This window comes from Allobosea sp. TWI1241 (assembly GCF_039673065.1).
In the GTDB taxonomy this organism is placed as follows: domain Bacteria; phylum Pseudomonadota; class Alphaproteobacteria; order Rhizobiales; family Beijerinckiaceae; genus Allobosea.
On the sequence record NZ_JBDJKW010000005.1, the window covers coordinates 213295 to 237708 of the forward strand.

Consider the following 24414-nt stretch of genomic DNA (forward strand, 5'->3'; position numbering starts at 1 on the left):
TCTCACTCCGCCGCGACCGAGACGCCGGCCTGGGCCCGCTCGATCTCCTGTAGCGCGCGCCGGTACTCGACCGGCATGACCTTCACGAATTTGGGCAGGTAGTCCGCCCAATTGTCGAGGATCGCCTGCGCCCGGGCCGAGCCGGTGTAGCGCAGATGGTTCGCGATCAGCTGATGCAGGCGTTCCGCATCGTAGCCCGACATGTTGGCGAGCACGTCGATGCGGCCCTTGGTCTCCATGTCGCCGCCATGGTGGTAGAGGCGCTGGGTCAGCTCCTCCTCCTCCGGCACCGGCTCGAGATCGACCATGGACAGGTTGCAGCGCCGGGCGAAGCTCTTGTCCTCGTCCAGCACATAGGCGATGCCGCCCGACATGCCGGCCGCGAAGTTGCGCCCGGTCTGGCCGAGCACGACGACGACGCCGCCGGTCATGTACTCGCAGCCATGGTCGCCCGTGCCCTCGACCACCGCGATCGCGCCGGAATTGCGCACCGCGAAACGCTCGCCCGCGACGCCGCGGAAGTAGCACTCGCCGGCGATGGCCCCGTAGAGCACCGTGTTGCCGACGATGATCGCGTTCTCGGCGAGTGCCCTGGCCTTCGCGTCGGGGCGGATGATCAGCTTGCCGCCGGAGAGGCCCTTGCCGACATAGTCGTTGGCCTGGCCGGTGAGATCGAGCGTCAGGCCGCCGGCGACCCAGGCGCCGAAGCTCTGGCCGGCGGTGCCGGTGAGCTTCACCGTGATGGTGTCCTCGGGCAGGCCCGCCGCGCCGTAGCGCTTGGCGATCTCGCCGGAGAGCATCGCGCCGGTCGAGCGGTCGACATTGCGGATCGTGCTTTCGAGCACCACCTGCGCGCCGGTCTCGAGCGCATCGGTCGCCCCCGCGATCAGCTTGCGGTCGAGCACATCGTCGATCGGGTGGTTCTGGCGCTCGACATTGCGGATCGCGACGCCGGGGCCGGGCGCCGGCTTGTGGACGATGCGGCCGAAGTCGAGCCCCTTGGCCTTCCAGTGGTCAATCGCCTTCTTCTTGTCGAGCCAGTCGGAGCGGCCGACCAGCTCGTCGAAGCTGCGCACGCCCATGGAGGCCATGATCTCGCGCACGTCCTCGGCGAGGAAGAAGAAGAAATTGACGACGTGCTCGGGCGCCCCCTTGAAGCGCTTGCGCAGCACCGGGTCCTGGGTGGCGATGCCGACCGGGCAGGTGTTGAGATGGCACTTGCGCATCATGATGCAGCCGGCTGCGATCAGCGGCGCGGTGGCGAAGCCGAATTCGTCGGCCCCGAGCAGCGCGCCGATCACCACGTCGCGGCCGGTGCGCAAGCCACCATCGACCTGCAGCGCGATGCGGCCGCGCAGCTTGTTCATCACCAGGATCTGGTGGGTCTCGGCCAGGCCGATCTCCCAGGGCGAGCCGGCATGCTTGATCGAGGTCAGCGGCGAGGCACCGGTACCGCCCTCGAAGCCGGCGATGGTGATATGGTCGGCGCGGGCCTTGGCGACGCCGGCGGCGACCGTGCCGACGCCGAGCTCCGAGACCAGCTTGACCGAGACGTCGGCCGCCGGGTTGACGTTCTTCAGGTCGAAGATCAGCTGGGCCAGATCCTCGATCGAGTAGATGTCGTGATGCGGCGGCGGCGAGATCAGGCCGACGCCCGGGGTCGAATGGCGGACCTTTGCGATGCGCGCATCGACCTTGTGGCCGGGCAGCTGGCCGCCCTCGCCGGGCTTGGCGCCCTGCGAGACCTTGATCTGCATCATCGCCGAGTTGACGAGATACTCGGTGGTGACACCGAAGCGGCCGGACGCGACCTGCTTGATCGCGGACCGCATCGAGCGCCCGTCCGGCAGCGGCTTGAAGCGCTCCGGCTCCTCGCCGCCCTCGCCCGTGTTCGACTTGCCGCCGATCGAGTTCATCGCGATCGCCAGGGTCGAATGCGCCTCGTGGCTGATCGAGCCGAAGGACATCGCGCCGGTCGAGAAGCGCTTGACGATCGAGGCTGCGCTCTCGACCTCCTCCAGCGGCACCGGCGCGCGGCCGAGCGCGTCGGCGTCGAGAATGTCGAACAGGCCGCGGATCGTATAGAGGCGCTGGCTCTGGTCGTTCAGCAGCTCGGAATAGGCGGTGAACTTGTCGCGGGCATTGCCGCGCACCGCATGCTGCAGCAGCGCGACGCTGTCCGGCGTCCAGGCATGCGCCTCGCCGCGGAAGCGGAAGGCGTACTCCCCGCCGACATCGAGCGCCTCGCGATAGACCGGCGAGTTGCCGAAGGCATCGCGGTGACGGCGCACCGTCTCCTCCGCGACCTCGGCCAGGCCGACGCCCTCGATCGCCGAGATCGTGCCGGTGAAGTACTTCTCGATGAAGTCGCTGCGCAGGCCGACCGCGTCGAAGATCTGCGCGCCGCAATAGGACTGGTAGGTCGAGATGCCCATCTTGGACATGACCTTGAGCAGGCCCTTGCCGATCGACTTGATGAAGCGCTTCACCACCTCGTAACGGTCGACCTCCGGCGGGAACTCGCCGGCCTCGAACAGCGCCTCCATGGTCTCGAAGGCGAGATAGGGGTTGATCGCCTCGGCGCCGAAACCGGCCAGCAGCGCGAAGTGATGAATCTCGCGCGGCTCGCCCGATTCCACCACGAGGCCGACCGAGGTGCGCAGGCCCTTGCGGATCAGGTGGTGGTGCACCGCCGCGGTCGCCAGCAGCGCCGGGATCGGGATGCGGTCGGGCCCGACCAGACGGTCGGACAGGATGATGATGTTGTAGCCGCCATGGACCGCGGCCTCGGCGCGCTCGCACAGCCGCTCGATCGCGCCTTCCATGCCGGCCGCGCCCTCGCGCGCCGGATAGGTGACGTCGAGCGTCTTGGTGTCGAAGCGGTCCTCGACATGGCCGATGCAGCGGATCTTCTCGAGATCGTCATTGGTCAGGATCGGCTGGCGCACCTCGAGGCGCTTGCGGCGCGAGGTGCCCTCGAGATCGAGGATGTTCGGCCGCGGCCCGATGAAGGAGAGGAGGCTCATCACGAGCTCCTCGCGGATCGGGTCGATCGCCGGGTTGGTGACCTGGGCGAAGTTCTGCTTGAAATAGGTATAGAGCAGCTTGGACTTCGACGAGAGCGCCGAGATCGGCGTGTCGGTGCCCATGGAGCCGACCGCTTCCTGGCCGGTGATCGCCATCGGCACCATCAGGAGGGTCGTGTCCTCCTGGGTGTAGCCGAAGGCCTGCTGGCGATCGAGCAGCGGCACGTCTGTGCGCTGGGCGCGCGCCTCGACCGGCGGCAGCTCCTCGAGCACGATCTGGGTGCGCTTCAGCCAGTCCTTGTAGGGGTTGGCCTGGCAGAGCGACTGCTTGATCTCGTCGTCGCCGATGATGCGGCCCTCGTCGAGGTCGATCAGCAGCATCTTGCCGGGCTGCAGGCGCCACTTCTCGACGATCTTCTCCTCCGGGATCGGCAGCACGCCGAATTCGGAGGCGAGCACGACGAGCCCGTCATCGGTGACGAGATAGCGCGCCGGGCGCAGGCCGTTTCGGTCGAGCGTCGCGCCGATCTGGCGGCCGTCGGTGAAGGCGATCGCGGCCGGGCCGTCCCACGGCTCCATCAGCGCGGCGTGGTACTCGTAGAAGGAGCGCCGGCTCTCGTCCATGAGCGGGTTGCCGGCCCAGGCCTCGGGCACCAGCATCATCATGGCGTGGGCGAGCGAATAGCCGCCCTGAACCAGGAATTCGAGGGCGTTGTCGAAGCAGGCGGTGTCGGACTGGCCCTCATAGGAGATCGGCCAGAGCTTGGAGATGTCGGCGCCGAAGAGCTCGGAATCGACGCTCGCCTGCCGGGCCGCCATCCAGTTGACGTTGCCGCGCAGCGTGTTGATCTCGCCGTTATGCGCCACCATCCGGTAGGGATGGGCGAGGCGCCAGGACGGGAAGGTGTTGGTGGCGAAGCGCTGGTGGACAAGCGCGAGCGCGCTCTCGAAGCGCGGATCGGTCAGGTCCTTGAAGTACTCGCCGAGCTGGGTGACCAGCACCATGCCCTTGTAGACGATCGTGCGGCAGGAGAACGAGACCGGATAATAGGTCGCGGTCGCGCGGTCCTTGTGGCGATAGACCTTGTTGGAGACGGACTTGCGCAGGACATAGACCTTGCGCTCGAACTCGTCCTCGCTGGCGATCTCGGCCGGGCGGCCGACGAAGACCTGGCGATGGCGCGGCTCGGTCTGCTTCACAGCCTCGCCGAGATCGGTGTTGTCGACAGGCACGTCGCGCCAGCCGAGCAGGACGAGCCCCTCCTCCGCGATCGTCTGGACGACGAGGTCCTCGCAGATCGCGCGGTCCGCCTCGTCCTGCGGCATGAAGAACTGGCCGATGGCGTAATGGCCGGGCTCGGGCAGCGTGATGCCGAGCTCGGCGCACTGCGCCGCGAAGAAGCCGTGCGGGATCTGGGTGAGGATGCCGCAGCCGTCGCCGAGCTTCGGATCGGCCCCGACCGCGCCGCGATGGTCGATATTGCGCAGGATCTGCAGGCCCTGCTCGACGATGGCGTGGCTCTTGCGGTTCTTCATGTCGGCCACGAAGCCGACGCCGCAGGAATCCTTCTCGTAGGACGGATCGTAGAGCCCCTGCCGCTCCGGCATGGCCGGGTCGCGCACCACTATCGGGAAACCGTCGCGCTCATGGCCGGCCTGCGCCGGCGCCGCAAGGGTCTTTCCGCTGCGTTCGTGCATCGTCAACTCCGCTGCCCAGGGGTTCCGGCTCGCACCGATACGCCCGTCAAAATGTCATATGGTCCCCACCGAGACCGGCTCGGCATGCGCTTGCGGCGCGACCTGCCCGGTCTCGTCTCGGTTCGCTCGGAGGGTCGCTGGCGCCTTGATCGTCCCGCGCTCGCACCCTCCTCAGGCGCGAGGGCGTCGAAGCCCGGTCGCGCCTGTCAGGTCGTCGTCGCTTTACGGGCGGCGCGCGCGCGGACGGCTTCGGCGATATTGGCCATGCCTTCCATCATGCTCCGCTCCATCGGCTTGGCGAGGTGCCGGCGTCGCCGCCTCGCCCTGTGAAATGGGACAGCATCACTGTCCTAATGACCCGACATTGCCAGAATTCCAATCTTCGCACAAGCGTCGAATCGAGCCCCAAAAGAAATCTTGTTGCGTTTTAGCGAATGAAGCGGACATTTTAGCAACGACATCGTCGCAGAAGGAGCCCGGAAGTTATCCTCGGGCGGTTCGCCGCGACGGCGCCCATCGGCGGCCCGCCGGCCCTCTCCCGGCCATGATCATGCCCGCAAACGCGGCAGCTGGCGGAAATTCCGCCGCGAGCATGCCGCATTCCTTACCGAAAACCTGCCGGACAGACCGTCCCGCGAGGATCCGTTCATGGCACGCTTCGCTTCCCGCCCCGTCGGCGGCACGCTGCGCCGCATCGCGCTTCCGGCGCTGGCCGCCACCGCGCTGGCGGCGCTCACCACCGCCGCCACGGCCCAGCCCTATGGCTACGGCCCTTACTGGGACGAGCCGCCGCCACCTTATGCCTATGGCTATCGCTACGAGGAGGCGGCCCCGCCGCCGCCCCGCGCCTACCGGCCGCGTGCCGTCGCCCCGGCCGCGAGCTACGGGCTGGCCCGGATCGAGCGTACGGTCCGGCGCGGGCCGGTGCTGGTGATCGATGGCGTTGCCCGCGACGGCAGCCGCGTGCGGCTGGTGGTCGACAGGATCGACGGCGGCGTGGTCGATCGCATCGTGCTGCGGCCGGCGCCGCCCTCCCGCACCGCCAGGCTCGACCCGCGCGAGGAGACGCGTCCGAAGCGCTTCAAGCTCGCGCCGCCGCCGCCGGCCCGCCCTGCCGATCTCGGGGTACCGCGCCCGGCCGGCGAGGCACGGGCCCCGGCGCAGGAGGCGCCTGCGCGCCCGGCCCCGCCCGCGACGCCGCAGCCACCGGAGCCCGCCGCCAGGACGCCGGCGGCAAAGACCCCGGCTGCCGAGACTCCGACCGTCAACGCTCCCGCTGCCGCGCTGCCGGGCGCTGGCATGCCGGACGCGAAGACCCCGGTCGAGCGCCCGGCGGTCGGCGCCCCCTCGCCCGACAAGCCCCGCTTCATCAATCCGCAGGATGTGCGGACGCCCGAGGGGCTCCACAGGCCGCCGCCGCAGGCCCGCGGCGAGGCGGCGATCCCGCTGCCCGACCTGACGCTGCCGCCGCCGCGCATCGCCGGCGACAAGGACGCCCGCGCGCCGGGCACGACCGACAACTGAGCGGACGGCACGGGCGGGCGACAGCAACCAACGAAAAAGCCTTCCCGGCCGGTGCCGGGAAGGCTGTCATCGTCAGGGACTGCCGGCCGGCGCGTGGCGCCGGCCGATCCTCCGCGAAGCGTCGCTCAGGCGGCCTTGCGACCCTCGGCCTTGGCCTCGATCACCTTGCTGGCAGCGCCGGCACCGATCGGAATCAGGCGCGGCTTCTTGGCCTCGGGGATCTCGCGGACCAGGTCGATATGGAGCAGCCCATTCTCGAGGCTGGCGCCGGTCACCTGCACATAGTCCGCCAGCTGGAAGCGGCGCTCGAAGGCACGTGCGGCGATGCCCTGATGCAGGACCTCGCGCTGCCCGTCCTCTTCCGACGCCTGCTTCTCGCCCCGCACGGTCAGCGCGTTCTCCTTGCTCTCGATCGAGAGATCGGCATCGGAGAAGCCGGCGACGGCGATGGTGATGCGATAGGCGTTCTCGGCCGTGCGCTCGATGTTGTAGGGCGGATAGCTCGGCGCATTCTCGACACCCGCGGCCTGGTCGAGGAGCGAGAACAGACGGTCGAAGCCGACGGTCGAGCGGTAGAGCGGGGAAAGATCGAAATGACGCATTTTGTGTCCTCCAGAGGAAGCGACAATGGGCGGCCCGCCTCGCCTCGAGCGCGGACCCGGTCTTGGTGATGCGCAGCCGTTCCGGCCTGCGCAGACATGATCTGGGAACCCTTATCGGCTTTTCAAGACCTTTCCGGCAGCAGATGATCACGAGCCGCCACGGGCAAATGACGCGATGACAGACGCCGCCTTCTTCCACCATCCGGACTATCCCGTGCCGGGCCACGGCAAGGTCTGGTCGGCCGTGACCGGCGACGGCGCCAGCCTGCGCCTGGCCTCCTGGCACCCGACGACGCGGCCGGTGCGCGGCTCGGTGCTGATCGCCCAGGGCCGGGCCGAGTTCATCGAGCGCTACAGCGAGACCATCGTGGAACTCCGCCGGCGCGGCTTCCACGTGCTCGCCTTCGACTGGCGCGGCCAGGGCGGCTCGCAGCGCCTCGGCAAGCGGCCGCGGCGCGGGCATATCGACAGCCTGGCGCAATACGAGCAGGACCTGGCGCTCGCGGTCTCGCAGCTGCAGGAGCGGCTGCCCGCACCGCATTTCGCCCTCGCCCATTCGATGGGGGCGGCGCTGTGCCTCGACGCCGCGCGACGCGACGCCTTGCCGGTGGAGCGGCTGGTCGCGCTCGCGCCTATGCTCGGCATCGCGATGATCGACCATCCCGGCCAGGCGCGCATCCTGTCGCGCTTCCTCAACCTGTTCGGCTTCGGCGGCGCCTTCATTCCCGGCGGCAGCGACACCGCGATCGGCACCAAGCCCTTCGAGGGCAACCGCCTGACCGGCGATCCGGTGCGCTACGCCCGCAACGCCGCGCTGGCGGCCGCGGCACGCGAACTCGCCATCGGCGATCCGAGCATCGCCTGGGTCCGCGTCGCCTTTCAGCTGATGGACCGGCTGGCGACGCCGCGCGCCCCGCTCGACATCCGCATCCCGACGCTGATCATCGCCGCCGGCCAAGACCCAGTGGTCTCGACCCCGGCGATCGAGCGCTTCGCCGCGCGGCTGAAGACCGGCCCGGCGCTCGTCCTGCCGACGGCGCGGCACGAGATCCTGATGGAAGACGACACGATCCGCGCCCAGTTCTGGGCGGCGTTCGACGCCTTCGTTCCGGGCGAGGACCCGCTCGCCGGCCTGTCAGCCGCCGGCGAGGAGAGCCAGGGCGGCGCGGTGGAGGCTTTCATTGGCGGCGGCGAGGATGGTGCCGCCTCCGGCGGCGCTGCCGCCGTCCCATGAGGTGACGACGCCGCCGGCGCCCTCGATGATCGGGATCAACGCGACGATGTCGTAGGGCTTCAGCCCGCTCTCGACGACGAGATCGACATGGCCGGCCGCGAGCATGCAGTAGGCGTAGCAGTCGCAGCCATAGCGGGCCATGCGGACCGCCTGCTCGACACGCTGATAGGCCGGCTTCAGCTCCTCGGCGAAGAGATGGGGACTGGTCGTCATCAGCGTCGCCTCGGCGAGGCTGGTCACCGCGCGTGTGCGCAGCTCGCGCGGTCCGCCCGGCCCCTCATAGCGCGCCCTGCGGCCGTCGCCTGAGAAGCGCTCGCCGGTGAATGGCTGGTTCATCATGCCGTAGACCGGCACGCCGGCGCGGGTGAGGCCGATCAGCGTGCCCCAGACCGGCAGCCCCGAGATGAAGGCGCGCGTGCCGTCGATCGGATCGAGAACCCAGACATACTCGGCGTCCGGCCGCTCGGTGCCGAACTCCTCGCCGAAGATGCCATGGGCCGGGAAGGTCTGGGCGATCAGGTTGCGCATCACGCTCTCGCCGGCCCGGTCGCCTTCGGTAACCGGATCGAAGGCGGCACCGCCAGACTTGTCCTCCGCCACGTGCTTGGCGCGAAAGAACGGCAGGATCGCCTGTCCCGACAGGGTCGCGAGACGATCGACGAAGCCCGAGAAATCCACCGCGGTCATGCAAGCTCCTTGGTCGGCGCCGCGCCCGCGAGAGCGAGCCGGCCGCGCATCTGCCTTCTTGATGGGCAGTCACCGGCCTGACAAGCGCAACGAACGCCCCAAACCGCTCTACCCATGCACCTGATGCATACCCCCTGCGAAAGCGCCCCGCGGGGGCTTGCGTTTTTGCGGTGCATCGTTTTATTGTGCACTGCGAAGGGGAGATGACATCAAGCCTTCGTTGCCCTCCTTGGGCGTTTCCTCCCTAGACTTGGGCCGCCACGCCAGTGAGCGGCCCTTTTTCTTGTCTGGCGCCCGGCGCGAGCCGCGAAACGGCCCGCCCCCCCTATTCGGCCGCCTGGCGCCATTCGTCGATCCAGCCGCTCCAGCGCGCGAAGCACTCCGCCATCGCCGCTGTGATCACCGCCCGCAGCGGGGCGAAGCCGCCATTGGGCTCCAGCGTCTGCTCGTTCATGTAGAGGCCGCGGTTGATCTCGATCTGCAGCGCGTGCACGCCGGCCGCCGGCACGCCGTAATGCTCGGTGATGAAGCCGCCGGCATAGGGGCGGTTGCGGGTGACGCTCAGCCCCGCCCGCCGGAAGGCAGCCTCCGCCGCATCGACGACAAAACCGGCGGCGCTGGAGCCGAAGCGATCGCCCAGGATGATGTCCGGCTTGGCCAGCCCGTCGCGATCGAGCCCGGTCGAGGGCATGGAGTGCGCATCGACCAGCACGCAGGTGCCGAAGCAGCCCTGCGTGCGGCTGACCAGATGACGCAGGCCCGCGTGATAGGGCCGGTAGAGCTCCTCGATCCGCGCCAGCGCCACCTCGACCGGGATCCGGCCGGGATAGATCTCGCAGGCGTCGCCGACGATGCGCGGGATGGTGCCGAGGCCGCCGGCGACCCGCAGCGAGCGCGTATTGGCATGGCCGGGAAGCCGCCCCTCGAACATCCGCGGATCGAGCTCGTAGGGTTCGCGGTTGAGGTCGAGATAGGCGCGGGGGAACTCGGCGACCAGCAGCGGCGCGCCGAGCGCCACCGTGCCGCTGAACAGCAGGTCGACATAGGCGTCCTCGGAGCGGCGCAGCAGGCGCAGCGGCAGGCGCGCTCCGTCGACGAAGGCGGCCGGATAGCGCCGGCCGGCATGCGGCACGTCGACCACCACCGGCACGATCTGCAGCGGCGGCTGGAACAGGGTGAACGGCCGCTCGATCTCGGCGACGACAGTGTCGGGATGCGGCGGGGCGTCTGCGGGGGCTGGCGTCATGCTGGCGCGACTCAAGCACAAAGCGCGGCCCGGATGAAGCGCTTGCGCGCGGCTCCGCCGTCCACAGGCGTTCATCGCTTGTTTACCGTAAGCGGCGCAAATACAAAGGCATGATCGCGATCGGCGTAGACCGGCCCCACGGAGCCGTGGACGCTCTCGCGACCGGCGGGGCCCGGCGCGGCGGACATGGCCGGCCGGAACAGGGATACGGCGGGCGGATCGGGCGACATCCGGAAGGATCGCGCCGGACGCGGCCGAGCGCGGAACCACGGACGAAGCAGGCGCCATGACGAAGATTCTCCTCGCCGAAGACGACAACGACATGCGCCGCTTCCTGGTCAAGGCGCTGCAGAACGCCGGCTACGACGTCGCCTCCTTCGACAACGGCCTGTCGGCCTATAACCGCCTGCGCGAGGAGCCGTTCGAGCTGCTCCTGACCGACATCGTCATGCCGGAGATGGACGGCATCGAGCTGGCGCGCCGCGCCACCGAGCTCGATCCCGACATCAAGGTGATGTTCATCACCGGCTTCGCCGCCGTGGCGCTCAACCCGGATTCGCAGACGCCCAAGGACGCCAAGGTGCTGTCCAAGCCCTTCCATCTGCGCGAGCTGGTGAACGAGGTCGAAAAGCTGCTCGCTGCCTGAGGCGAAGAGATTTCCACATCGGGCGTCGTCGAGCCGACGAAGCGCCTTGCAAGGCGCCGCGCGACTCGCTATAGCCCCCTCACCCGCAACGAAGCGGCCTTCGGGCAAGCCTCGTTGCCGACGCCGAACAGGCGATCGGGCGCGTAGCTCAGCGGGAGAGCACTACGTTGACATCGTAGGGGTCACAGGTTCAATCCCTGTCGCGCCCACCATTTTCTCTCTGGTCAGTCAGAGACTTAAGGCCACCCTCGCGGGTGGCCTTTTTGCTTTGGGACTCGCCAGGGCCGGCGCGATGCACCCCTGATGGCTGCGGCGCGCGGCGATCCTGTTCGAGGCTCATCTTTGGGGCCGGACCTAGGCTCCGATGCCGACTTAAGTTGAGGCGGCCGGCTTGAGCGGAGGCCTGCCGGCGCAGGCGGTCGCCAACGGCGTCACCGATCAGGACATCAGGGAGAACGCCGGGTCCGCAGTCGGGGCCGCCTGCGGCTATCGCGATGCGACGGACGGCCGGGCGGGTGTGGGCACGTACAAAGGAAGCCTTGGCGTGCGGAGGCCGCGGCGCGAGGCATGTGAGCCCGGCCGCGCTCGCAGAGCGATCAGACGCCGCCCCCTTGCGCGGGCGCGGCGGCGCGGGCCTCTCCCCTCGCCTCGACGCTATCCTGCCAGGCGGGCGGTGAAGGCGGTGAAAAACTGGTCGGCGAGCTTGCGCGAGGTCGCCTGCACCAGCCGGCTGCCGAGGGCCGCGAGCTTGCCGCCGATCTCGGCCTTGGCGTCGTAGCGCAGGATGGTCTCGTCGCCATCGGCCTCCAGGATGACCAGAGAGCCGCCCTTGGCGAAGCCGGCGATGCCGCCATTGCCCTGGCCGACGATGCGGCAGCCGTTGGGCGCATCGATGTCCTGCAGTTCGACGGTGCCGGAGAAGGTCGCCGAGACTGGGCCGACCTTGAGCTGCACCTTGGCGGCGAAGCCGGTGTCCGAGGTCTGCTCCAGCTCCTTGCAGCCGGGGATGCAGGCCTTCAGCGTCTCGACGTCGAAGAGCGCCGCCCAGACGCGGTCGCGCGGGGCCGCGATGCGGTGTTCGCCGCTGATGTCCATCTCTTGCCTCCGGTGCCCGTGCTCAGACGGCGCAGTAGCGTTCCTGGATGTCCTTGTCGGCGAGCAGCGCCGCGGCCGTGCTGCGATGGACGACCTCGCCCTGGTCGATGATCACCGCATGGTCGGCGAGCTTCAGCGCCCATTCGACGTTCTGCTCGACCAGCAGCAGGGTGACGCCCTGGTCGCGCAGCCGGCGGAACAGCACGCCCATCTCCTCGACCAGCACCGGCATGATGCCCTCCGACGGCTCGTCGAGCAGGATCATGCGCGGCTTGGCGATCATGGCGCGGGCGATCGCCAGCATCTGCTGCTCGCCGCCGGACATGGTGATGGCCTGCTGGTCGAGCCGCTCCTTCAGGCGCGGGAAGCTCTCGGCGATCTCGTCGATGGCGCTGCGCTCGTCGATCGAGCCGTCGGTCGCCACCAGGCCGAGCTGCAGGTTCTCGCGCACGGTGAGGCCGGGCACGATCCGGCGCTCCTCCGGCACATAGGCCAGGCCCAGCCGGAAGCGGCCATGCGCCGGCAGCCGCAGCAGTTCGACGCCGTCGAAGCGCACGGACCCGGTCGCCTTCGGCATCAGCCCCATCACCGAGCGGATGGTCGAGGTCTTGCCGGCGCCGTTGCGGCCGACCAGCGCGACGATCGCGCCGGGCTCGACCGACAGCGAGATGCCGTGCAGGACGTGGCTGGCGCCATACCAGGCGTTCAGCCCCTCGATCTCAAGCATAGCCATCGTTCTGCCCCAGATAGACGCGGCGAACCTCTGGGTCCGTCTGAATGTGCTGCGGGCTGCCGTCCGCGATCAGGCGGCCGTGATGCAGCACCAGGATCCGGTCGGACAGGCCCAGGATCATCTTCATCTTGTGCTCGACCAGGAGGATGGTGCGCTCGGCGGCGAGGCGCTCGAGCAGGGCGACCATGTCCTTGGTCTCCTCCGGGCCCATGCCCGCGGTCGGCTCGTCGAGCAGCAGCAGCTCGGGATCGGCGGCGAGCGCGATGGCGATCTCCAGCGCGCGCTGCTGGCCATGGGCGAGGAATTTCGCCGTCTCGGCCCGGCGCGCGGTCAGCCCGACGGCGGCCAGCGCGGCGTCGGCCCGCTCGGCCAGCTCGGTCATCGCGGCCCGGTCGCGCCAGATGTCGTAGCGGGCGCGGAAGGCCTGCGCCGCGACGCGCACGTTCTCGTGGACCGAGAGCTCCGGGAAGATGTTGGTGATCTGGTAGGAGCGCGCGATGCCGAGATGCGCGAAGCGGTGCTGCGGCGTGCCGGTGATGTCACGCCCCTTGAAGCGGATCGTGCCGGCGGAGGGCGGCAGCACGCCGGAGAGCACGTTGAAGAAGGTGCTCTTGCCGGCGCCGTTGGGGCCGATGATCGCGGTGACCTTGTTGGGCGCGAAGGCGGCGGTGACGCCTTCCAGCGCGACGAAGCCGCCGAAGCGCCGGCCGATATTCTCGACCGCAAGCAGGGGAGCGCTCATCGGCCGGCCCTCCAGGCCAGGGCCGTGCCCCAGATGCCGCGCGGCAGGAAGAGCACGAACAGGATGAAGACGGTGCCGACGACGATCTGCCAGTGCGAGGTCCAGAGCGAAACCACGTCCTCCATCAGCAGGAAGGCGAGCGCGCCGACGAAGGGGCCGAAGAAGCTGCCGGCGCCGCCGAGCAGCGTCATCATCACGATCATGCCCGAGGTGTGGTAGTGCAGGATATCGAGCGGCACGATGGCGAGATGCAGCGCCGAGAGCGTGCCGGCCAGCGCACAGATCAGCCCCGACAGGGTGAACGAGATCAGCTTGGTGCGCTCGACATCGTAGCCGCAGGCGCGGGCCCGGGTCTCGTTCTCGCGGATGGCCTCGATCACCGCGCCGAAGGGCGAGTTCAGGATGCGCGAGACCAGCCAGAGGGCGGCCGCGGCGAACACCATGATCACGTAGTACTTGTTCAGCGGGTTCAGGAAGTCGATGGTCCAGCCGAACAGGTCGATCTTCGCCACTGTGAAGCCGCGCAGCCCGTTCTCGCCGCCGGTGAGCGAGGAGGCCTGCAGCGCGCTGTAGTAGACGAGCTGCGACAGCGCGAGCGTCACCATCGAGAAGTAGATGCCGCGCGTGCGGATCGACAGCACGCCGATGACGAAGGCGAGCGCCCCGCCGGCGAGGATGCCGAGCGCCACCGCCGCGTACCAGGGCACGCCGAACTGGCCGATGGCGATGCCGGTGACATAGGCGCCGGCGCCGAAGAAGGCGGCGTGGCCGAAGGAGAGCAGGCCGGTATAGCCGAAGAGCAGGTTGTAGCCGACGGCGACGAGCCCGTAGATCAGCACGTTCACCGCGAGCGCCTGCGAGGGCAGGACCCAGGGCAGCAGGCACAGCGCCAGGATGGAGAGCGGCACGCGCCAGGCCGTCAGGCGCGCGCGCCAGCCGCGCTGCCCGGCCGGGCCGCCCATCACGTCGGCGACGGAGGAGGTGGAGGCGGTCATCGTCATCTCCTCAGCCGCGCACCGGCTTGCCGAACAGCCCGTGCGGCCGCACCAGCAGCACCAGCGCCATCAGGGCGAACATCACGATCGTCGCCATTTCCGGCGCGAACAGCGCGGTCATGCTGATCGCCACGCCGACCAGCAGGCCGGCGACCACCGCGCCGATCAGCGAGCCCATGCCGCCGATCACCGTGACGACGAAGGCCTCGGCCAGCACCAGCGAGCCCCTCTCGGGATTGACGTTGCGCATGGGGGCGGCGAGCACGCCGCCGAGCGCGGTCAGGCCGATGCCGAGGCCGAAGACCAGCAGCCAGACCGTGGCAATATCGACGCCGAGCACGCGCATGATCTGCGGGTCCTTGGCGCCGGCACGCACGATCAGGCCGAAGCGGGTCTTCTCCAACCCGAGCCAGAGCAGCACGAGCACCACCGCGACGACGCCGACCACGAAGAGCCGGTAGACCGGGAAGAAGCCGATGCCGAGATCGGCGACACCGGCCAGCTGCGGCGGCGTCTGGAAGGGGATGCCGTCGCTGCCGAAGACGATCCGCACCGCCTCGACCAGCACATAGCCGAGGCCGAAGGTCAGCAGCAGCGGATCGTCGACCGAGCGCTTGTAGAGCGGCCTGATCAGGACGCGCTCGATCAGCATGCCGAAGGCGCCGATGGCGATGGGGGCGATCAGCAGCCCCCACCAGAAGCTGCCGGTCAGCGATGCGACCCACAGGCCGGCATAAGCCCCGATCATGAACAGCGCGCCATGGGCGAAGTTCACCACGCCCAGCATGCCGAAGATGATCGACAGGCCGAGTGCGACCATGATCAGGATCGCACCGAGCGCGACGCCCGAGAAGAGCTGCATCGCGATGAGTTCGGCGTCCATCAAGGCCCCTCCCCGAGGCGTGGTTCGTCGTGGCTCAGGCCGGGAAGCCGAGCTCGGAGCAGCTGCGCAGGATCGTCTCGGAGGCCGGCTCGCTGGCCAGCACCTTGAAGAGGTCGGCCTCGTTCTTCATCTCGGCCTTCTTCTTCGATTCGAGCACCAGCACCGACTGCACCGACTGGTGATCGCAGGCGCGGTAGTGCTGCGGGCCCTTGGCGACGTCGTATTTCAGGGCTTCGAGCGCGGCGATCACCTTGTCTGTGTCGGTGCCGCCGGCCTTCTCCATGGCGAGCAGCAGCGACGAGACGCCGGTGAAGCCATAGGCGCCGTAATCGGTGGGATAGGCGCCGCCATTGGCCGCCTTGAAGGCGTCGTTGAAGGCTTTGGCGCTCGGCACCGTGTCCTCGAGGCCCCAGTAGTAATTGGCGCCGCCGACCACGCCCTCGAAGGCGTCGGGGCCGATGGCGAGGCGCTGGTTGTGCAGCAGCACCGGCACGACGATCTTCGCCTGGCGGTTCATGCCGAAATCGACCGCCTGCTTGACCGCATTGGCCTGGTCGCGGCCGAAATTGCAGATGCAGAGGATGTCGGGGCGCATCGACCGCAGGCGCGGCATGAAGGTCGAGTAGTCGGCCGCACCGAAGGGATGCAGGCTTTCGCCGACGCTGGTGGCGCCGATGGCCGCCTGGGCGCGCTTGAAGCCGCGCAGCATCTCGTGGCCATAGGCGTAGTCGGCGACGAGATAGGCGACCTTGGAGTCCTTCGTGAAGGTGTGCTTGGCGACCGCGGCGGTCGTCATGTGCGGGTTGAGCGCCTCGTGGAAGGTGAAGCGGCTGAAATCCTTGCTCTCGTTGATGGTGTCCGACTGGCTGATCGAGACGTAGATCACGCCGCGTGCCCGCGTCACCTCGTTGACCGCGAGCTGCACCGCGCTGGAGAGCGCACCGACGATGGCGTGGACCTTGTCCTTCTCGATCAGCTCGAGCGTGCGCGTCGCTGCCTCGCCGGCGTTGAGCTTGTCGTCGCGGACCAGCAGCTCGACCTTGCGGCCGGCGACGCCGCCCCTGTCGTTGACCAGCTTGACGGCGAGCTCGGCGCTCTTGACCTGGTCCTTGGCCTCGGCGGCGAAGGGGCCGGTCAGCGGCGTCGGGAAGCCGATGCGGATGGTCTCGCCCTGCGCGCGCAGGATGCCGGGCATCGCCAGCGTGGCGCCGCCGGCGGCGATGCCGGCCAGCGCGGCGCGGCGGGTGAGGAAAGGCAGGCCCTTGCTCTCGTCTGTCATGGTCGTCTCCTCCGCGTGGTCTTTGTTGTTGTCGTTGTTCATATCGTTCCCAGCGCCCTGAGCAGGCGCGTGGGCGTCATGGGGATTTGGGCGATCGTGGCGCCGAAGGGCGCCATGGCGTCGTTGACGGCGTTGAGGGCCGCAGCCGATGCCGCCGCCGTCCCGGCCTCGCCGCAGCCCTTGGCGCCGAGCACGGTGTCGGCGGTCGGCGTCTCGACATGGGCGACGACGATGTCCGGCATCTCGCCGGCCATCGGCACGAGATAGTCGGCGAGCGAGCCGTTGGTCAGCTGGCCGTTGTCGTCGTAGAGGCATTCCTCGAAGAAGGCGGCGCCCAGGCCCTGCACCACGCCGCCGCGGACCTGCTCGTCCACCAGCAGCGGGTTGATGATGCGGCCGCAATCCTCGACGACCCAGTGCTTCAGGATCTTGACGAAGCCGGTCTCGACGTCGAGCTCGACGAGGCAGCCCTGCACGCCGTTGGTGAAGGCGAAGGGATAGCCCTGCGGCGCATGATGATGCGCCACGGTGAGCTGCGCGCTCGCCTCCTTCGGCAGGGTGTCGGAGCGGAAATAGGCGATACGGGCGATCTCGGCCAGGCTGATGCGCTCGGCGCCCGCGGCGTCGACGACCACGCCGTCGCGCATGGCGAGGTCCTCGGCACGCGCCTGCAGCACCTGTGCCGCCAGCGAGAGGATGTTGCCGCGCAGCTTGCGCGCCGCCTGCAGCGCCGTCTCGCCGCCGATGCCGGCGCCGCGGCAGGCCCAGGTCGCGCCGCCATGCGGCGTCGTCTCGGTGTCGCCGGTGATGACGCGGACACGCTCGCGGGCGATGCCGAGCTGGTCGGCGACGACCTGCCCGATGATCGTCTCGGTGCCCTGCCCCTGCTCGGTGACCGAGATCTGGCAGCGGATCTCGCCCGACGGCGTCACCGCCAGCACCGCGCCGTCCTGCGCCGAGATGCGCGCGCCGCCGATGCCGTAGAAGGCCGGGCTCGGATTGGAGATCTCGACGAAGCTGGCGATGCCGATGCCGCGATGGATGCCCTGCGCCCGCAGCCGCGCCTGCTCGGCCCGCAGCCCGTCATAGTCCATCAGCGCCTTGAGCCGGGCCAGGCTCTCGCAATGCGACAGCGCCTCGAACTTGTAGCCGGTCGGCGATTCGCACGGATAGGCGTCGTCGGGGATGAGGTTCTTCTCGCGCATGCGGACCGGATCGAGGCCCAGCTTGTCCGCCGCCATGTCGACCAGCCGCTCGGTGACCGCGCAGGCGATCGGATGGCCGACCGCGCGATACTGGCTGGTCTGCACCTTGTTCTGGAAGACGACCGAGAGCCCCGCGCGATAGTCGCGGAAGCGATAGGGCGCGCCCATCAGCCGGATGACCTGGTTGCCCTCGACGGCGCTGGTGCGCGGATAGCTCGAGAACGCCCCGATCGCGGTGACGTCGTCGACGTCCATGGCGAGGATGGTCCCGGCCGCGTCGACCGCCATGCGCGCCCGCACCCGGTGGTCGCGGGCATGGATATCGGAGACGAAGGCCTCGATCCTGTCCGCCACGAACTTGACCGGGCGGCCGCAGAGCAGGCTGAGGCCGACGACCGCCATGTCCTCGTGATAGACGTGCAGCTTCATGCCGAAGGAGCCGCCGATATCCGGGGCGATCACGCGCACGCTGGCTTCCGGAATGCCGTAATGGCGCGAATACAGGTCCTGGAACTGGTAGGGCGTCTGCGTGGCGTGATGGACGGTGAGCTTGCCCTCGCTCTCGTCCCAGTCGGCGACGATGGCGCGCGGCTCCAGCGTCACGGCGGTGTGCCGGCCGAAGACGAACTCCTCCTCCACGACATGGGCGGCGCCGGCGAAGATCGCGTCGATGCCGCCGGTGTCGAGCTTCGCCGAGAAGCAGAGATTGTCGCCCGCCTCGCCTGCGGCCGGTACCGCGCCCGGCGCGCGCGCCGCGTCGATGTCGACGACGCCGGGCAGGTCCTCGAAGGTGACGAGGATCGCTTCCGCCGCGTCCTCGGCCTGGGCGCGGGTCTCGGCGACGATCGCGACGACCGCCTGCCCCGCCCACAGCACCTCGTCGACCGGCAGCGGCAGCTGCGGGGCCGATTTCATGCCGCGGAAATGCTCGAGCGTGCCGGTCCAGGGCGTGCAGATCCGGGCGAGGTCAGCGCCGGTCGCGACCAGGCGCACGCCCGGCATGGCCAGCGCCTCGGTGGCATCGATCGACACGATGCGGGCATGGGCGTGCGGGCTACGCAGGAAGGCGGCGTGCAGCATCCGCGGCAGCACCAGATCGGTGACGTAGCGTCCGCGCCCGGCGAGCAGGCGCTTGGCGTTCGGGCGCGGGACCGAGCGGCCGATATAGGAGTTCGGGCGATCGAGGCTGCCCAGCGGCGCGTTCATGCCGGCTCCTCCTCGGCGACGGCACGGCTGCGGGCGACCTGCTCGATGGCGTCGACGATCGCCTCGTAGCCGGTGCAGCGGCAGTAGTTGCCGGAGAGCGCGTCGCGGATCTCCTCGCGGCTCGGCAGCGACGCGCGCTGCAACAGCCCGTGCGCGGTGACCAGCATGCCCGGGGTACAGAAGCCGCATTGCAGCGCGTTGCGCTCGTGGAAGGCGCGCTGCAGTTCGGCGATGGCTGCGCTCTCGCTCAGCCCCTCGACGGTCTCGACCCTGGCGCCGCCGGCCTGCACCGCGAAGGTCAGGCAGGCATGGACCGGCACGCCGTCGAGCATGACGAGGCACGCGCCGCAGACGCCCATCTCGCAGCCGGTATGGGTGCCGGTGAGGCCGAGATCGCGGCGCAGGAAATCGGCGAGCGTCTCGCGCGGCTCGACAGCCCGCGTCAGCGTCTCACCATTGACGGTCAGGGTCACGGGCACGGTCGTCATGCGGCGTCTCCCGCGATGCGGCCGAGCAGGCGGCCGAGCAGGACGCGCGCCAGATGCAGCCGCATCGCCGCCGGAACCTGCTCGTCGTCCTGCGGATCGAGATCGTCGGCGAGCGCCGCCTGCGCCGCGCGGATGGCCTCGGCATCGAGGGCGCGGCCGGTGAGCGCCGCCTCGGCGGCGGCCGCGCGCTGCGGCACCGGGCCGACGGAGAGGAAGGCGATGCGCGCCTCCGCGACGATGGCATCGTCGAAGCCGAGCATCACGCCGCAGCCGACCAGCGCATAGTCGCCGCGGCGGCGGGCCAGCTCGTCGAAGGCGCAGCGATGATGCGGGCCGGCGACGGGGATATGGAAGGCGACCAGCAATTCGCCGGGCTCGATCGCCGTCTGGTAGAGGTCCTGGAAGAAGGCGGCGGCGGGCACCCGGCGCGTTCCGTCCGGGCCGGCGATCTCCATTTCGGCCTCGAGCGCGAGCATCATCGCCGGAAACTCGGAGGCCGGGTCGGCCAGCGCGACGCTGCCGCCCAGCGTGCCGCGATTGCGGATCGCCGGATGGGCGACGAAAGGCGCGGCCAGCGCGAGCAGCGGCGCATGCGCCGCGATCAGCGGGTTGTCATGGGCCTCGACATGCCTTGTCAGCGCGCCGAGGCGCAGCACTCCGTCCGCCAGCGCGATGCCGCGCAGCTCGGGAATATGGGCGATGTCGATCAGCCGCTCGGGCGCCTGCAGGCGCAGCGCCAGCGCCGGCACGAGGCTCTGCCCGCCGGCGATGTAGCTGGCGTCGCCATCCGCCGCCGCGAAGGCGGCGAGCGCCTCCGCCACGGAGGCGGGGCGGAGATAGCTGAAGGCCCGGGCTTTCAAGGCGCCGAACTCCGTGTGCGTTTCCCGACCAGATTTTGTGACCATCTGGTCTCAAACTAAGTGCACGCACTCGCTCGGGCGTCAAGATAAAATGACCAACTGGTCACAAAATTGCGCTGAACCATCAGAAGGTTATATCCAAATGGGAATAACGAAGGACCCGGCGTTTCGCCAAGAAGCGGCCTAGACGATGGCATGGCGTGCCGGGAGAGGTGCAGGCGGTCTAGCCAAAATGACCGATCGGTCGCAAATTCGGGCGCGACTCGCGACGGTGCGACGCGACCTGGGGGACAGGACGAGGCATGCCCACATCCGACGATGGCGAGACGCGGCCGCGCCGGCGCAACATGCGGGCGACGGATCGCGAGCAGTCCATCCTCGCCGAGGCGATCCGCTTCTTCGCCGAGCACGGCTTCGAGGGGCAGACGCGCGAGCTCGCCAAGCGCCTCGGCATCACCCATTCGGCGATCTACCGGCATTTCCCCAGCAAGGAGGCGCTGATCGAGCGCGTCTACGAGCAGGTCTATCTCAGCCGCTGGCAGCCGGGCTGGGGGCCGCTGATTCAGGATCGCTCGCGCCCGCTGGAAGCCAGGCTAGGCCAGTTCTACCGGGAGTACGCCGCCCAGGTCTTCGACCATGACTGGGTGCGCATCTTCGTGTTCTCGGGGCTGCGCTCCTTCGACATCACCGGGCGCTATCTCGACATCGTGCGGCGCGAGGTGATCGAGCCGGCCTGCGCGGAGCTGCGCCAGGAGCTCGGCCTGCCGGACATCGCGATCCTGCCGCTGACCGAGCGCGAGACCGAGATGTTCTGGGGCCTGCACGGGCGCATCTTCTACATCGCGATCCGGCGCTTCGTGTACCAGACGGCGACGCCGGCCGAACTCGACGACGTGGTCGGCGACGCGGTGCGCGGCTTCTTCATCGGCGCGCGCGAACTCTCGCGCGAGCTGGTGGCCGGGCGCCTGCCGGCCGCGACGCCCTGAGCCCTCACCACACCGCCCTCCCCGCCCCTGCCCTCAGCCCAGCGCGGCGGGCAGGTTGCGGACGATGACATAGGCGGCCACCGTCAGGATCGGGGCCGAGAAGATCCGGTTGAGCGTCGCCTTGCCGGTCGAGAGCCTCGTCGCCAGCATCATGCCGAGAATGCCCCCGGCCACGCCGCCGGCGATGAACTGCGCCGCAATGCCCCAGTCGACCAGGCCGCTGCGGGCATAGTTCAGCGCCGTCGCCAAGCCGAAGGTGCCGACCGCCAGCAGCGACGAGCCGATCGCGTTGATCATCGGCATGCCGGTGGCGAGGACCAGCGCCGGGACGATCAGGAAGCCGCCGCCGATGCCGAAGAAGCCCGAGGCCATACCGGTGAGCAGCGCCGCGCCGCCGGTGACGGCGCAGGTGCGCGCATCGGCCGGCCGTTCGGCCACGGCGCCGGCGGCGCGCGGCTTCAGCATCAGCAGGCCGACCACGACCATCAGCCCGCCGAAGAGCAGCAGCAGGCGCCGCCCGTCCACCGCGAGGCCGAGGCTGGAGCCGAGCAGCGCGCCGAGCGTGCCGGCCAGGGCGAAGACCGCGGCGCAGCGCCACCGCACATGGCCCTTGCGGGCATGGGCGATCAGGTTGGCATAGGCATTGACCGAGACCGCAAGCGCGCTGGTGCCGATCGCGACATGCGGATCGGCGACGCCGACGACATAGAGCAGGAGCGGCGTCGCCAGGATCGAGCCGCCGCCGCCGACGAGGCCGAGGCTGAAGCCGACCAGCCCGCCCGAGCCGAGTGCCGGCAGCAGCGTGGCGCTCAGCACGGCAGCCTCGGCGCGATCACCCGGTCGAACAGGACCATGCCGGCCGCCATGGTGGCGACGAACAGGACGACCGGGGCGAGGCCGAGCGAGAGCGTCGCGATCGCGGGACCGGGGCAGAAGCCCGCTAGGCCCCAGCCGACGCCGAACAGTGCCGAACCGGCGACGAGGCGGCGGTCGATCCCGGTCTTCTCCGGCAGATGGAAGCCGGCATCGAGCAGCGGGCGGCGCAGCCGGCGCTGCAGCAGCACGCAGGGCAAGGCGACGCCCACCGCCCCGCCAAGCACGAAGATCAAGCTCGGGTCCCAGTCGCCGGCGAGGTTGAGGAAGCCGAGCACGCGGGCGGGATCGGCCATGCCCGAAAGCGCGAGGCCAAAGCCGAATAGCGCGCCACAGCCCAGCGCGACGACGATCCGCATCATGGCGCGCGTATTCATCAGAGCAGCCCCGCCAGCGTGGCCGTCGCCATGCCGGCGAGCAGGAAGCTCGCCGTCGCGGCGAAGGAGCGTTTCGAAAAGCGGGCCAAGCCGAGGATGCCGTGACCCGAGGTGCAGCCCGAGCCCATGCGCGTGCCGATGCCGACGAGCAGGCCGGCCAGCGCGATCACCGGCCAGGAGGTCGATATCGTCACCGCGGGCGGCCCGCCGAAGGCGAGACGATAGAGCAGCGGCCCACAGAGGAGCCCGAGGACGAAGGCGCCGTTCAGGGCGAGCCGGTCGCCGCCGAGCAGGCGCCCGACGATGCCGCTGATACCGGCGATGCGGCCGTTGAGCAGAAGCAGCAGGCCGGCGGAGAGGCCGAGCAGCATGCCGCCTGCGAGGGATGGCCAGTAGGAGTTCATGACGACGCCTCCGGGGCGCAGAAGATGATGTAGAGCGCCTCGATCAGCCGCGCGGCCTTCTCCTCGCTCAGGCGATAGAAGATCTGCTTGGCCTCTCGGCGCGTCTGGACGATGCCGGCCTCGCGCAGCACGCCGAGCTGCTGCGACAGGGTCGGCTGGTGGATGCCCAGCCGCTCCTCCAGCTCGCCGACCGCATATTCGCCCTCCGCCAGCGTGCAGGCGAGCATCAGCCGCGCCGGATGCGCCAGCGTCTTGAGCAGGCCGGCGACCTCGCCGGCCCGCGCCTCCATCTCGGCCGGCGGCAGAGCGCGCGCCGCCTCGGCGACGCTCACCATGTCGCGCCCTCCAGCACGTCGAGCGGGAATTTGAGGTAGCGCTTGCCGTTGGCCTCGGGCTCCGGCAGGCGCCCGCCGCGAATGTTCACCTGTAGCGCGTGCAGGATCAGCTTCGGCATCGGCAGGGTGCGGTCGCGCGCCTCGCGCAGGGCGATGAAGCGCTCGCGCGTCATGCCGGCGAGGTGCGGGTTGGCGCGCTTCTGCTCGCCGACCGTGCTCTCCCATTTCGCCGCGCGGCCGCCCGGCTCGTAGTCATGGCCGGTGAAGAGCCGCGTCTCGTCGGGCAGAGCGAGGATGGCCGAAATCGAGGACCAGAGCGCGTCGGCGCTGCCGCCGGGGAAATCGGCGCGGGCCGTGCCGGAATCCGGCATGAAGATGGTGTCGTGGACGAAGGCGGCGTCGCCGATCAGATAGGTGACCGAGGCCAGGGTATGGCCGGGCGAGAACATCACCCGCCCGGTCAATCCGCCGATCGCGAAGCTGTCCCCGTCCGCGAAGAGCCGGTCCCATTGCGAGCCGTCCGTCTTGAGCTCGGGCCAGTTGTAGAAGCCCTGCCAGAGCCTCTGGACGTCTACGACATGGGCGCCGATCGCGGTTGGGGCGCCGGTCTTCTGCTTGAGATAATGCGCGGCCGAGAAATGGTCGGCATGGGGATGGGTGTCGAGGATCCAGGCGACGCTCAGCCCTTCGCGCGCCACATAGGCCAGCAGTTCGTCGGCATGCGCCGTGCCGGTCGCGCCCGATTTCTCGTCGAAATCGTAGACGGGATCGATGATAGCGCACTGCTTCGTCGCGGGATCGGCGACGACGTACTGCATGCTGCCGGTGCGCGGATCGTGGAAGCCCGTGACGCGCGGCGACTGCGCGGCGTGACGCGCCAGCCAGCGCACCGCGCCGGAGAGGTCGAAGCCGCGTGCCCTCCCGAAGGCCTCGACCTCGTCGGCTTTCATCCGGCCGTCGAGCACCTCGCCGATCACATGGAGCGTGGTCGAGCGGGTGCCGCTGCGGCAATGGGCGTAGACCGGCCCGGGCGCGGCGGCGACGAAGCGCTGGAAGGCGCGCACATCGGCTTCGGTGATGGTCGCGCCGGTGACGGGGACGAAGCCATAGACCAGGCCGGCGCGCTCGACGGCAGCCTTCTCGCCGGCGCTGTCGGGCTGGTCGCGCTCCTCGCCGCCCGGCCGGTTGTTCAGCACGGCGGCGAAGCCGTTATCCGCCAGGGCCGGGATGGCATCCAGGGTCGGCTGGCTGGCGACCGTCAGGCGATCGCTGATCTTGACGCTGGTCATC

General features: G+C 69.6%; 22 protein-coding genes and 1 tRNA gene. 5 read left to right on the top strand and 18 right to left on the bottom strand.

The genetic code is table 11. The features are described from left to right. Window positions 1-2 precede the first annotated feature (2 nt). A complete protein-coding gene (gltB, locus tag ABE438_RS09195; RefSeq protein ID WP_465248588.1) occupies window positions 3-4730 on the bottom strand; it encodes a glutamate synthase large subunit in 4728 nt (1575 codons plus the stop codon). Window positions 4731-5372: 642 nt separating this feature from the next. On the opposite strand from gltB, the gene ABE438_RS09200 reads away from it, so the two are divergent. After that, the gene (locus ABE438_RS09200; RefSeq protein WP_346502298.1) at window positions 5373-6248 is read left to right on the top strand and encodes a hypothetical protein; all 876 of its coding nucleotides are present in this window, start codon (window positions 5373-5375) and stop codon (window positions 6246-6248) included. A 125-nt stretch (window positions 6249-6373) separates the two neighbouring features. Here the strand turns inward: ABE438_RS09200 and ABE438_RS09205 are convergent, their stop codons facing one another. Then, on the bottom strand, window positions 6374-6850 hold the full coding sequence (locus ABE438_RS09205; protein WP_346502299.1) for an Hsp20 family protein: 477 nt from the start codon (window positions 6848-6850) through the stop codon (window positions 6374-6376). A gap of 175 nt (window positions 6851-7025) precedes the next feature. On the opposite strand from ABE438_RS09205, the gene ABE438_RS09210 reads away from it, so the two are divergent. Beyond that, window positions 7026-8084 (top strand): alpha/beta hydrolase, encoded by a 1059-nt coding sequence (locus ABE438_RS09210; protein WP_346502300.1) that lies wholly within the window; start codon window positions 7026-7028, stop codon window positions 8082-8084. Here the strand turns inward: ABE438_RS09210 and hisN are convergent. Then, window positions 7986-8771 (bottom strand): histidinol-phosphatase, encoded by a 786-nt coding sequence (gene hisN, locus ABE438_RS09215; RefSeq protein WP_346502301.1) that lies wholly within the window; start codon window positions 8769-8771, stop codon window positions 7986-7988. The two genes, ABE438_RS09210 and hisN, sit on opposite strands and share 99 nt — an antisense overlap. A 325-nt stretch (window positions 8772-9096) precedes the next feature. Further along, on the bottom strand, window positions 9097-10017 hold the full coding sequence (locus ABE438_RS09220; protein WP_346502302.1) for an N-formylglutamate amidohydrolase: 921 nt from the start codon (window positions 10015-10017) through the stop codon (window positions 9097-9099). A gap of 286 nt (window positions 10018-10303) precedes the next feature. Between ABE438_RS09220 and cpdR the strand changes: the two genes are divergently transcribed. Both cpdR and ABE438_RS09230 read left to right on the top strand, forming a co-directional pair. After that, window positions 10304-10663 carry a cell cycle two-component system response regulator CpdR gene (cpdR, locus tag ABE438_RS09225; protein ID WP_038363805.1) on the top strand — a complete coding sequence of 120 codons (360 nt, stop codon included), beginning with the start codon at window positions 10304-10306 and terminating at the stop codon, window positions 10661-10663. A 137-nt stretch (window positions 10664-10800) separates the two neighbouring features. Beyond that, window positions 10801-10875, top strand: a tRNA-Val gene (locus tag ABE438_RS09230). Between the two features lie 442 nt (window positions 10876-11317). Here the strand turns inward: ABE438_RS09230 and ABE438_RS09235 are convergent. The 9 genes from ABE438_RS09235 to ABE438_RS09275 are packed head-to-tail and all read right to left on the bottom strand — an operon-like array spanning window position 11318 to window position 20149. After that, on the bottom strand, window positions 11318-11758 hold the full coding sequence (locus ABE438_RS09235; protein WP_346502303.1) for a CoxG family protein: 441 nt from the start codon (window positions 11756-11758) through the stop codon (window positions 11318-11320). A gap of 22 nt (window positions 11759-11780) precedes the next feature. Beyond that, on the bottom strand, window positions 11781-12485 hold the full coding sequence (locus ABE438_RS09240) for an ABC transporter ATP-binding protein (protein WP_346502352.1): 705 nt from the start codon (window positions 12483-12485) through the stop codon (window positions 11781-11783). Continuing rightward, window positions 12478-13233: an ABC transporter ATP-binding protein gene (locus ABE438_RS09245; protein ID WP_346502304.1), complete on the bottom strand. Its 756-nt coding sequence runs from the start codon at window positions 13231-13233 to the stop codon at window positions 12478-12480. Before ABE438_RS09245 ends, ABE438_RS09240 begins: the two co-directional genes overlap by 8 nt. Beyond that, window positions 13230-14228 carry a branched-chain amino acid ABC transporter permease gene (locus ABE438_RS09250; RefSeq protein WP_465248589.1) on the bottom strand — a complete coding sequence of 333 codons (999 nt, stop codon included), beginning with the start codon at window positions 14226-14228 and terminating at the stop codon, window positions 13230-13232. Before ABE438_RS09250 ends, ABE438_RS09245 begins: the two co-directional genes overlap by 4 nt. A 10-nt stretch (window positions 14229-14238) precedes the next feature. After that, entirely contained in the window at window positions 14239-15111 is an 873-nt protein-coding gene (locus ABE438_RS09255) for a branched-chain amino acid ABC transporter permease (RefSeq protein ID WP_346502305.1), read from the bottom strand. Window positions 15112-15145: 34 nt separating this feature from the next. After that, a complete protein-coding gene (locus ABE438_RS09260; protein ID WP_346502306.1) occupies window positions 15146-16390 on the bottom strand; it encodes an ABC transporter substrate-binding protein in 1245 nt (414 codons plus the stop codon). Window positions 16391-16428: 38 nt separating this feature from the next. Next, the gene (locus ABE438_RS09265) at window positions 16429-18801 is read right to left on the bottom strand and encodes a xanthine dehydrogenase family protein molybdopterin-binding subunit (protein ID WP_346502307.1); all 2373 of its coding nucleotides are present in this window, start codon (window positions 18799-18801) and stop codon (window positions 16429-16431) included. Continuing rightward, on the bottom strand, window positions 18798-19289 hold the full coding sequence (locus ABE438_RS09270) for a (2Fe-2S)-binding protein (protein ID WP_346502308.1): 492 nt from the start codon (window positions 19287-19289) through the stop codon (window positions 18798-18800). Before ABE438_RS09270 ends, ABE438_RS09265 begins: the two co-directional genes overlap by 4 nt. Continuing rightward, window positions 19286-20149: an FAD binding domain-containing protein gene (locus tag ABE438_RS09275; protein WP_346502309.1), complete on the bottom strand. Its 864-nt coding sequence runs from the start codon at window positions 20147-20149 to the stop codon at window positions 19286-19288. The genes ABE438_RS09270 and ABE438_RS09275 overlap by 4 nt, the downstream gene beginning before the upstream one ends. A gap of 347 nt (window positions 20150-20496) precedes the next feature. On the opposite strand from ABE438_RS09275, the gene ABE438_RS09280 reads away from it, so the two are divergent. Further along, window positions 20497-21135 (top strand): TetR/AcrR family transcriptional regulator, encoded by a 639-nt coding sequence (locus ABE438_RS09280; protein WP_346502354.1) that lies wholly within the window; start codon window positions 20497-20499, stop codon window positions 21133-21135. 33 nt (window positions 21136-21168) lie between these two features. On the opposite strand, the gene ABE438_RS09285 is transcribed toward ABE438_RS09280, so the two are convergent. The 5 genes from ABE438_RS09285 to blh are packed head-to-tail and all read right to left on the bottom strand — an operon-like array spanning window position 21169 to window position 24413. Beyond that, complete coding sequence (locus tag ABE438_RS09285; RefSeq protein ID WP_346502355.1) at window positions 21169-21948, bottom strand: sulfite exporter TauE/SafE family protein; 780 nt, start codon at window positions 21946-21948, stop codon at window positions 21169-21171. Then, complete coding sequence (locus tag ABE438_RS09290; protein WP_346502310.1) at window positions 21945-22385, bottom strand: YeeE/YedE family protein; 441 nt, start codon at window positions 22383-22385, stop codon at window positions 21945-21947. Before ABE438_RS09290 ends, ABE438_RS09285 begins: the two co-directional genes overlap by 4 nt. After that, window positions 22385-22789, bottom strand: a complete 405-nt coding sequence (locus tag ABE438_RS09295) for a YeeE/YedE family protein (RefSeq protein ID WP_346502311.1) — start codon at window positions 22787-22789, stop codon at window positions 22385-22387. The genes ABE438_RS09290 and ABE438_RS09295 overlap by 1 nt, the downstream gene beginning before the upstream one ends. Then, the gene (bigR, locus tag ABE438_RS09300) at window positions 22786-23124 is read right to left on the bottom strand and encodes a sulfite-sensing transcriptional repressor BigR (RefSeq protein ID WP_346502312.1); all 339 of its coding nucleotides are present in this window, start codon (window positions 23122-23124) and stop codon (window positions 22786-22788) included. Before bigR ends, ABE438_RS09295 begins: the two co-directional genes overlap by 4 nt. Next, window positions 23118-24413, bottom strand: coding sequence for a bifunctional sulfur transferase/dioxygenase Blh (gene blh, locus ABE438_RS09305; RefSeq protein ID WP_346502313.1), 1296 nt, complete (start codon window positions 24411-24413; stop codon window positions 23118-23120). The genes bigR and blh overlap by 7 nt, the downstream gene beginning before the upstream one ends. Window position 24414: the final 1 nt, after the last annotated feature.